The organism is Rubrobacter taiwanensis (genome assembly GCF_004337705.1).
Classification (GTDB): Bacteria; Actinomycetota; Rubrobacteria; order Rubrobacterales; family Rubrobacteraceae; genus Rubrobacter_C; species Rubrobacter_C taiwanensis.
The window spans coordinates 61,930-70,849 of record NZ_SKBU01000011.1 but is presented as its reverse complement, the minus strand read 5'-3'; the positions used below and the strand labels follow the sequence as shown (position 1 = coordinate 70,849).

The 8,920-nt window shown below is 67.7% G+C and carries 7 protein-coding genes and 1 pseudogene; 5 read left to right on the top strand and 3 right to left on the bottom strand.

The window, feature by feature from the left end; translation table 11 throughout:
* Window positions 1-107 precede the first annotated feature (107 nt).
* The 5 genes and pseudogenes from E0L93_RS05700 to E0L93_RS05685 all read left to right on the top strand — a co-directional run bounded on the left by E0L93_RS05700 (window position 108) and on the right by E0L93_RS05685 (window position 5,621).
* Window positions 108-1,340: pseudogene (locus E0L93_RS05700) on the top strand (IS256 family transposase).
* A gap of 28 nt (window positions 1,341-1,368) precedes the next feature.
* Entirely contained in the window at window positions 1,369-2,769 is a 1,401-nt protein-coding gene (locus E0L93_RS16415) for a LuxR C-terminal-related transcriptional regulator (protein ID WP_279387449.1), read from the top strand.
* 717 nt (window positions 2,770-3,486) lie between these two features.
* The gene (locus E0L93_RS05690) at window positions 3,487-4,518 is read left to right on the top strand and encodes a methyltransferase (protein WP_132689699.1); all 1,032 of its coding nucleotides are present in this window, start codon (window positions 3,487-3,489) and stop codon (window positions 4,516-4,518) included.
* A gap of 27 nt (window positions 4,519-4,545) precedes the next feature.
* On the top strand, window positions 4,546-4,707 hold the full coding sequence (locus tag E0L93_RS15745; RefSeq protein WP_165874183.1) for a hypothetical protein: 162 nt from the start codon (window positions 4,546-4,548) through the stop codon (window positions 4,705-4,707).
* Between the two features lie 2 nt (window positions 4,708-4,709).
* Window positions 4,710-5,621 (top strand): sulfotransferase domain-containing protein, encoded by a 912-nt coding sequence (locus tag E0L93_RS05685; RefSeq protein WP_132689696.1) that lies wholly within the window; start codon window positions 4,710-4,712, stop codon window positions 5,619-5,621.
* An 11-nt stretch (window positions 5,622-5,632) separates the two neighbouring features.
* On the opposite strand, the gene E0L93_RS05680 is transcribed toward E0L93_RS05685, so the two are convergent.
* The 3 genes from E0L93_RS05680 to E0L93_RS05670 are packed head-to-tail and all read right to left on the bottom strand — an operon-like array spanning window position 5,633 to window position 8,917.
* On the bottom strand, window positions 5,633-6,598 hold the full coding sequence (locus E0L93_RS05680; protein ID WP_132689693.1) for an aspartate-semialdehyde dehydrogenase: 966 nt from the start codon (window positions 6,596-6,598) through the stop codon (window positions 5,633-5,635).
* Window positions 6,591-7,688, bottom strand: coding sequence for a homoserine dehydrogenase family protein (locus tag E0L93_RS05675; RefSeq protein ID WP_132689690.1), 1,098 nt, complete (start codon window positions 7,686-7,688; stop codon window positions 6,591-6,593). Before E0L93_RS05675 ends, E0L93_RS05680 begins: the two co-directional genes overlap by 8 nt.
* Window positions 7,685-8,917, bottom strand: a complete 1,233-nt coding sequence (locus E0L93_RS05670) for an aspartate kinase (RefSeq protein ID WP_132689687.1) — start codon at window positions 8,915-8,917, stop codon at window positions 7,685-7,687. The genes E0L93_RS05675 and E0L93_RS05670 overlap by 4 nt, the downstream gene beginning before the upstream one ends.
* Between the last annotated feature and the right edge of the window lie 3 nt (window positions 8,918-8,920).

Below are 8,920 nucleotides of genomic sequence, written 5' to 3'. Positions count from 1 at the left end.
GCGGTAGTGTCCCAGGAAGTGTGTAGAAAAGACCGTTGACGAAGACGGCCACCGTGTGGTTCCTACTCGAAAGTGGGTTAGAGCAACCGAGTAGGAGGTGCACGACGATGGCCGACGAGCTGAGGATAGGACTTGAGCGGTTGTTGCGCAAGGCACAGATGGAGCACGACGCGGACTTCCTTAGGGAGGGGGTGCGAGTACTGAGCCAGGCCTTGATGGAGATGGAGCTCGAGGAGCACCTACCGAAGCTTCTCGCCACGAGCGTAGCCCCGAGCGCACCGGCTACCGCAACGGCTACCGGGATAGGAGCTGGGAGACCAGGGTAGGCACGGTGGAGCTGAAAGTTCCCAGAGTCAGGGACGGCAGCTACTTCCCCTCGCTGCTGGAGCCGCGCAGGAAGGCTGAGAGGGCACTGTCTGCGGTGGTGCAGGAAGCCTACGTGCATGGGGTCTCTACCCGCAAGGTGGACGAGTTGGTACAGGCCCTGGGGATGAGCGGCATCTCCAAGAGCCAGGTGTCAAGGCTCTGCGAGGAGTTGGATAAGGAGGTGGAGAACTTCCGTAACAGGAAGCTTGAAGGCTCCTACCCCTACGTGTGGCTGGACGCCACCTACGTAAAGGCTCGCCAGGACGGCCAGGTGGTAAGCACGGCAGTAGTGATCGCCATCGGGCTGGGCGCCCAAAGCGGCCAGAGGGAGGTTCTGGGGTTGGACGTAGGGCCCAGTGAGGACGGAGCATTCTGGCTCTCTTTCCTACGCTCTCTGGTGGCGAGGGGACTTTTTGGGAGTAAGGTTGGTAACCAGCGACGCCCACCAGGGCCTCAAGGGCGCCATAGAAGCCGTATTGCAGGGGGCAGGCTGGCAGAGGTGTCGGGTTCATTTTATGAGGAACGCCCTCTCTCTGGTTCCCAAAGAAGCCCAGCAGATGGTAGGAGCGACCATCCGCACCGTCTTTGCCCAGCCCGACTCAGAGAGCGCCCATCAGCAGTGGCGTAGGGTCGCCGACGGCTTCCGCGCTCGTTTCCCGAAGCTGGCGGAGCTTATGGATGAGGCAGAAGAGGACGTGCTGGCCTACGCGACGTTTCCCAAGGAGCACTGGCAGAAGATCTGGTCCAACAATCCCTTGGAGAGGTTAAACAAGGAGGTCAAGCGTAGGACGGAGGTGGTAGGCATCTTTCCCAACGAGGCCGCGGTTATTCGGCTGGTGGGAGCCATCTTGAATGAGCAACATGACGAGTGGCAGGTTGGAAAGCGCTACTTTGGAGCCGGATCACTGGCGAAACTGGAGAATCAAAGCGAAGAGCAGGCTGGTGCGCACCAGCCTGCTCTGGTAGGAGGCTAAAGGAGACTTGGAAGTAGGACCGCACGGTATGAATTACACACTTGACGGGACGCATACCTCACAGCTAGTGGACAAGTCGCTGGTGGTAGCCGGAGATAAGGGAGGCGTCTGGCGCTACAGAATGCTCGATCCCATCAGACAATACGCCCGGGAGCAGCTCGAAGAGAGCGAGGAGGCGCAGCGGGTGCGGCAGCGCCACGCCAGCTACTACCTGGCGCTCTCGGAGAGGGCGGAGCCCGAACTAACGGGAGCGCGGCAGGGACCGTGGCTGGGGCGCTTGGAGATGGAACTCGACAACCTGCGGGCCGCACTCTCGTGGGCGCTGTACGCCGAAGAGGCACCTGAAGAGCAGCGGGGGGAAACGGGGCTCCGGCTGGCAGCTGCGCTGGGGAGGTTCTGGAACGCGCACGGTCCCGCTGAAGGGCGCCGGTGGCTCGAAAAAGGGCTCGCCATGGGCGGCGGGCCGGCAGCACCCGTGCGGGCGAAAGCTTTATGTGAAGCCGGCTTTATAGCCGCCTACCAGAATGATCCCCGAGCGCTGCCGATGCTTGAAGAAGCCTTCGCTCTGTACAAAGGGATGGGAGACAAACGGGGGATGGCGGTCTCGGTCAGCAACCTGGGTCACGCGGTGTCGCATCTGGGCGGCAGGCAAAGGATGGTGTCGCTGCGCGAAGAGGCCGAGGCGCTACTGCGGGAGTCTCTGGAGAAGCGAGTAAAAGCCCACCTGCTCCTGTTCCTGGGACTCGCCGCCGAAGAAGAGAGGGATTTCGATCAGGTACGGGCCCGGCTGGAAGAAGCCCTGTCCCTGTTTCGCGAGCTGGGGGACACCCGGAACGCCGCCATGTGCCTCACCATAATGGGCATGGGAGCTCTGGAGCAGGGCGATACCGATCGAGCAGAGGCCCTGTGGAGAGAAGACTTGCAACTCCTGCGAGCGGCAAGAGACAAGATGGGCATCTTCTTCGGCCTCCTGGGGATGGCGGGGGTGGCCACCTTACAGGGGCTGCCGACCCGCACGGCGAAGCTCATGGGAGCATCCGAGACCCTGCGGGAGGAGATCGGGGTCTCCCTCAAGACCCTGATCGCCGCCCGCTACAACTACGAAGGCCGCCTCGCCGCTCTCCGCGAAGATCTGGACGGGGTAACCTTCGACGCGGCGTGGTCGCAGGGACAGGCCATGTCCACCGAGCAGGCCCTCGAGTACGCGCTGAGCGAGGAAGAACCGCCTCCGCCCCCGGAGCCCCGCCGAGCGCCGGACTACCTCACCCGCCGGGAGCGGGAGGTCGCGACCCTCGCCGCGCAAGGGTTCACCAACCACCGCATCGCCGCGGAACTCTCGATCTCGGAGTACACCGTGGCGAACCACCTGCGCAGCATCCTCAAGAAGCTGGGGCTGCGCTCCAGGGCCCAGATCCCCTCCCGCCTCTAGCCCGAGGAGCCGCACAGTCCCTTCCGGGCGTCGTTGGCGGAACCTTCCTTCCGGTCTTCGACCAAAAATAGCCAACCTGACTATGCTCTCCGGTCCTCCAGGTAAGAGCCGGGTAAGGGGCGCCGCCTATAGTGCTTGCGAGAAGCAACTCACCGGGGCTCGTGTGATGGAAAGGAGGTGGCGCTCATGAGGCGCATCGTTCTGTCGTTGACGGTAATGGTGATGGTGGCGGCCGTCGCTACGCTGCTCTTCGCACAGGCGGCACTCGATGCCCGGGCCGCCCGCCGAGGGAGATCGGCTGCTCCCTCCCCTGCGTGCGTCCGGCCTACCCCTGGACGGCCAGATCGGCCCGGCACCCTACGTCGTTCTCCAGAGCAGCGCGGAGAACTTGAACCCGCCGGGAATGCGCAACTACTGGAGATCCGAGTACATGACGCAACTGAGCGACGACGCCATCGACCTCCTGGCAGAGGAGTACTCCTCGGCGCCTCACCCCCAGAGCCACCTCATCTCGAGCACATGGGCGGAGCCGGGAGCAGGGTCGGCGAGGACGAGACGGCCGTCGGTAACCGGGATGCGCTCTACAACGCAATAATCGTCGGGATGTGGTCCGATACAAGTACGGACCCGACCAATCTGTTCCGCCTCAACCAGAACATAAGGCCGACGGCCCATGACCACCCGCAGTAGAGACGAGGAGGATAAGGAGGAACCGCCATGACCGACGTTCAATCCGAAAGCGCTACCGGGATGGCTGCCGGGCCAAACCCGTTCGCCACGGTGCTCCAGGTCTCGGGCGGCTACTGCCTGCCGCGAAGCCTGCATGTCGTCGCCGAGCTCGGCGTCGCGGACGCGCTGGACGAAACACCCCGCACCGCCGCCGAGCTCGCTACCTCCGTCGGCGCCGACCCCGGCGCGCTCGGCCGCGTCCTGCGCCTCCTGGCGGCGCACGGTGTGTTCGAGGTGCAAGGGGACGGCAAGTTTGGCCACTCGCCCGCCTCGCGGCTGCTGCGGACCGACCACCCACAGTCCATGCGCGCCTTCGCCCGGATGTTCGGGTTGCAAGTTTTCTGGGAGACATTCGGGGCGATGGAGCACTCCGTGCGGAGTGGGCTTCCGGCGACGGCCGAGGTGTTCCCCGAGGGTTTCTGGGGGTACTTCGAGCGACATCCGGAAGCAGGCCGGGTGTTCAACGAGGCGATGGTCGCCAAGTCCCGGGGCGCGGTCGCCGGGATACTCGCCTCCTACGACTTCTCGGGCTTCGAGCGGATCGGCGACATCGGCGGCGGCAGCGGGCACCTGCTGCGCGCCATCCTCGACGCCGCGCCGGACGCCCGGGGCGTCCTGTTCGAGCTGCCGCGCGTCATCGAAGGGGCGGCGGGCATAGCGTCGGAGCGGCTGACGCTCCAGGCCGGCGACTTCTTCCGGGACGATCTGCCGGAGTGCGAAGCGTACATCCTCATGGAGATCATCCACGACTGGCCCGATGAAGAGTCCTTCGCCATCCTCCGGGCGGTCCGGCGGGCCGCCCCGGCGGGCGCCAGGGTGCTGATCATCGAGCAGATCGTCCCCGACGGCCCCGGCCCCGACTGGTCGAAGATGCTGGATATCCACATGCTGACGCTGCTCGGCGGCCGGCAACGCACCCGGCAGGAGTATGAGGAGCTCCTTGCCCGCTCCGGCTTTGCGCTCCGGCAAGAGATCGACACCCGAGCCGGCATCTCGATCCTGGAGGCGGAGGCCATCTGAGGAAAGGCAGTACGGAAGGATCGTTTCATGGCGAAGTCTGGACAGGTGATAGAGAACCCGCGCCGTAAGGCCCGGACGGCGTTCCTGCAAACGGCCGGTGATACCGGCGGCGAGCTGCTGGAGTTGTTGATCGAGGAGGAGCCGACCCTGGCCCTCCCGCTCCTCCACTCGCATCCCGTCGAGGGGTAGAGATGAGGCCGCAGCAACGGATCTACAGGTCCGCTACCACCGACGGCACCCGGTGGGCCGCCTACAAGCACCGCCCCGGCGACATCTTCATCTGCACGCCGCCCAAGTGCGGTACGACCTGGATGCAGACGATAGTGGCCTCGCTGCTGTGGCCCGACGGCGACTTTCCGGGAGTCGTGATGGAGGTCGGACCGTGGTTCGACGGCCTCATCTACGATTTCGACGAGCTGCTCGCTCGCCTCGAAGCGCAGACGCACCGCCGGTATATCAAGACCCACACGCCCGCCGACGGCATCCCGATCTTCGACACGGCGAGCTACATCGTGGTCGGCAGAGACGGCCGGGATGCGTTCGTCTCCCTCGCCAACCACATGGCGCGCATGCGCGCCGACGTGCGCGGGCGCCTCGACGCCCGGGCCGCGGCGCAGGGCGTCCCCAAGATGATGGAGTTCCGGGGCGACATCCACGAGTTCTTCGAGCGCTGGCTCTCGGACACCCCCCTGCTGCACCACATCGCCAGCTGGTGGGATCTCCGCGGCGAGCCCAACGTCCTCCTCGTCCACTACAACGACCTCAAAGCCGACCTCGACCGCGAGATGCGCCGCGTCGCCGCCTTCCTGAAAATCGACGTTTCCGCCTCACTCTGGCCGGAAGTCGTCAAGCGCTGCACCTTCGAGAGCATGCGCGCGAATCCCGACAGGGTCGGTGATTTCGGCTCCCTCTTCGAAGGAGGCGCCGGTGCGTTCCTCTTCAAAGGCACCAACGGCCGCTGGCGGAAGATGCTAACCGAAGCCGAACTCCGGCGCTACCGGCACCGCGTTGAGGAGCTACTCACACCCGAGGCCGCCTGTTGGCTCGAGCACGGCTCGCGGTCGGGAATCGTCCCCTCCTCGATGCCGGCCGGAGACCCGTGAACGGCGCTCTCCTACACCCGCGCGCCGACGAGGGCTTCGGCGATCTGCACGGCGTTGGTGGCCGCGCCCTTGAGCAGGTTATCCGCGACGCACCAGTACTCGACGGCGTTACCGGAGGCCCGCACGCGCCCGACGTGCACGCCGGAGTCGCCCGCTATCTCCAGCGGGGTCGGGAAGCCGTCGGCATCACCGGAGAAGGTGACGCCCGGAGCCGCGCGGAAGGCGTCGAGCACCTCCTCGCGCGTCACCTCGCGGACGGTCTCGACGTAGATGCTCTCGGAGTGGCCGGTGTGTACCGGGATGCGCACGGCGGTGGGGTGTACCTCCAGGTCCGGGAGGCCCAGGATCTTGCGGGACTCCAGGATCATCTTCCGCTCCTCGGTGGAGTAGCCGTCCTCCCCGATGCTCCCGATCACGGGTATGGCGTTGCCGGAGATGGGCTTGGGGTAGACGCCTTCCTTACCGTCTTCCAGCGCCTCGACCCCGCCGCGCCCGGAGCCGGAGACGGCCTGGTAGGTGGAGACCACCACCTTGCGGATGCCGAACTCGCGCGCCAGCGGCGTGAGCGAAACGACCATCTGCGTCGTAGAGCAGTTCGGGTTGGCGATAAGCCCGCTGTGCCCCTCCAGCGCGCGGGCGTTGACCTCCGGGACGACCAGCGGCACCTCGGGGTCGAGCCGGAAGTCCGAGCCGTTGTCTATGACCACCGCACCGCGCGAGATCGCAGCCTCGGCGAGCTGCGCCGCGGCTCCCTTCTCGCCCTCCGTTCCGGCGAAGAACGCGAAGTCCACGCCCTCAAAGGCGTCGGGCCCGGCGATGCCGACCTCGAAGATTGTCCCGTCTATCTCCTGCCGCCGCTCGGAGCGGGCGAGCACCCGCAACTCCTTCAGCGGGAAGTCCCGCCGCCGGAGCTCGGAGACCAGCCGCTCACCGACGAGCCCGGCCCCGACGACGGCTACGGTGTATCCGTCAGGCACGCTTTAGAACCTCCTCTGAACGCTCGAAGCTCTCTCTTGCTACCTGCAGCAGATCGTACACCACGCCGCTCGCCGTGCACTCCGGTCCTGCGCCGGGCCCGGTCACGGTCACGGGGAGCTCGGAGTACCGCCGGGTCCTGAACACGAAGGCGTTCTCCGCCCCGGAGAGGCGGGAGAACGGGCTGCTGCGGGGAACCTCTCTCAACCCCACCTCCACCGGGCCCTCCGCCGGGATGCGGGCCAGGTAGCGCAGCACGTTGCCGCGGCTTCCGGCGGCCTGCACGCGCCCGGCGAACGCCTCGTCGGCCTCTTCCAGGCGCTGCAGGAACTCCTGCGTGGAGACCTCCACCAGGTGTTCGGGGACGAGCGACTCAAACGGCACATCCTCCGGCTCCAGGCTGCGGCCCAGCGCGCGGGCGAGGATGAGCGCCTTGCGGGCCACGTCCAGACCGGAGAGGTCGTCGCGCGGATCGGGCTCGGCGTAGTGGCGCTCCACGGCCTCCCTCACGGCTCCGGAGAAGGAGCTGCCCCGCTCCACCGCGCTCAGGATGAACCCGAGCGTGCCGCTGGGGGAGGCCAGGATCTCGTACACATCGTCCCCGCTGCGCAGGAGGCTCTGCAGGGTGGAGATGACCGGCAGCCCGGCCCCGACGGTAGCCTCGTAGCGGAGCCCCTCCCCGGCGGATGCGGTGAGCGCCCGGTACTCCCGGTAGCTGCGCGAGAGCGGACCCTTGTTGGAGAGCACGAGCCCGGCGCCGCCCATCGCGGCCTGAAGATCCAGCGGGTACGGCGCGCCGTTGACCGCCAGGTCCAGCACCACCCGCCGGACGCCGTACTCCGGCGGCTCGGAGATCACATACCTCAGGGGCTCGACACCGAGCCCGGCGAGCTTGCCCCCGCGCTCCTTGAGATCCAGAGCCTCCTCCAGCAGCTCCTCGCCGCCGAGCGCGCCGCTCCTGTCCGCCACGGCGCGGTAGCGCACGTCCAGATCCCAGCGCTCCAGCCAGTTCCCCCGCTCTTTCAGCACCATGCGGGCCACCGCCCGTCCGACGTTGCCGACCCCTATCTGGACGATCTCGACCCGCTTCATGCTACCTCCTCCACGAGACAGGCCCGGACCAGTTCCCGGTGCAGTACCCGCACGGCCTCCACCGCCGCCCCGTCGGGGACGGCGAACGTGAGGCCGGCGGTCGTGCTCCCCGCCCACAGCGGATGTATGCCGGCGGCCTCCAGCGCGCGGATGCCACAGAGGAGATCCCCGTCGGCCGGAGCCCCGATGCCGGCCACCACCGCCACGCCGCCGTCCGGAGCCTCGACCAGCGCGCGCACGCTGCCGGAGTCCGCCCCCAGGACGCAGAAGACGCTCCGGGAGCCGGCGGCGGGCAGCCGCTCCAGGCTCAGGCCGCGCCGCAGCCCGATGCACCGTACTCCCGGCGCTCCCTCGCGGGCCGAGATACGCGTGCCGGGGGCTCCGAGGTCGAAGGTGTTCTTCACCAAGATCTCCATGCCGGAGGCCGCCGCCGGCTGCATCGTCTTGGGGTGCAGAACCTTCGCCCCGAGCCGGGCGAAGGCGGCGGCCTCCCGGTAGGAGAGCCCGGAGACCGGCGCGGCCTCCGGCACCAGATCCGGGTCGGCATCGAACACGCCGCTCACGTCCGTCAGGATCCAGACCTCCCGCGAGCCCAGCGCCCGGCCGAGCGCGGTGGCCGAGAGGTCCGAGCCTCCGCGCCCGAGCGTCGTGATAGACCCGTCCGGAGCCCGGCCTACGTAGCCGGGGACGACGGCCACCGCCCCGCCGTCCAGCACGGGCCACACGCACCGGGCCGCGCGCCGCCGGGTGGCGGCGGCGTCTACGGCGGCCCCGCCGAAGCTCGCGTCGGTGGCTATGGGGTCGTCGGCCACGCGGGCGGGCACACCGAGCGAGCAGAGCGCACCCGCCAGCACCGCCGCCGAGAAGCGCTCCCCGAAACCGGCCACCGCGTCCCGGTGGGCCGCGGCGCTGCCGTTCGGGCTGCGGAGCGTCCGGTCCAGCCGGGCGGCGAGCTCGCGCAGCCAGGATTCCACCTGCGGCAGGAAACGGCCGGAGACCGCGTGCCGGGCAGCGGCGAGGTGCCGGTCCAGAACACCCCCGGTGGTGGCGGTCGAAGTTCGGGCGGTCATCCCGAGCAGGGCGTCGGTGGTCCCCGACATCGCGGAGACGACGGCGGCTACGGGTCCAGACTCGGCAGCCCCGGCGGCTATCTGGGCGGCGCGGACGAACTCTGCGCCGCCGCCGACCGAGGTGCCCCCGAACTTCATCACCAGGGGTGCTTCGCTCACTCT

Excerpts from the sequence above, each read along its gene's own strand:
- E0L93_RS05685 (WP_132689696.1), top strand. The coding sequence starts at position 4,710 with ATGAGGCCGCAGCAACGGATCTACAGGTCCGCTACCACCGACGGCACC.
- E0L93_RS05690 (WP_132689699.1), top strand. The coding sequence starts at position 3,487 with ATGACCGACGTTCAATCCGAAAGCGCTACCGGGATGGCTGCCGGGCCA.
- E0L93_RS15745 (WP_165874183.1), top strand. The coding sequence starts at position 4,546 with ATGGCGAAGTCTGGACAGGTGATAGAGAACCCGCGCCGTAAGGCCCGG.
- E0L93_RS16415 (WP_279387449.1), top strand. The coding sequence starts at position 1,369 with ATGAATTACACACTTGACGGGACGCATACCTCACAGCTAGTGGACAAG.
- E0L93_RS05675 (WP_132689690.1), bottom strand. The coding sequence starts at position 7,688 with ATGAAGCGGGTCGAGATCGTCCAGATAGGGGTCGGCAACGTCGGACGG.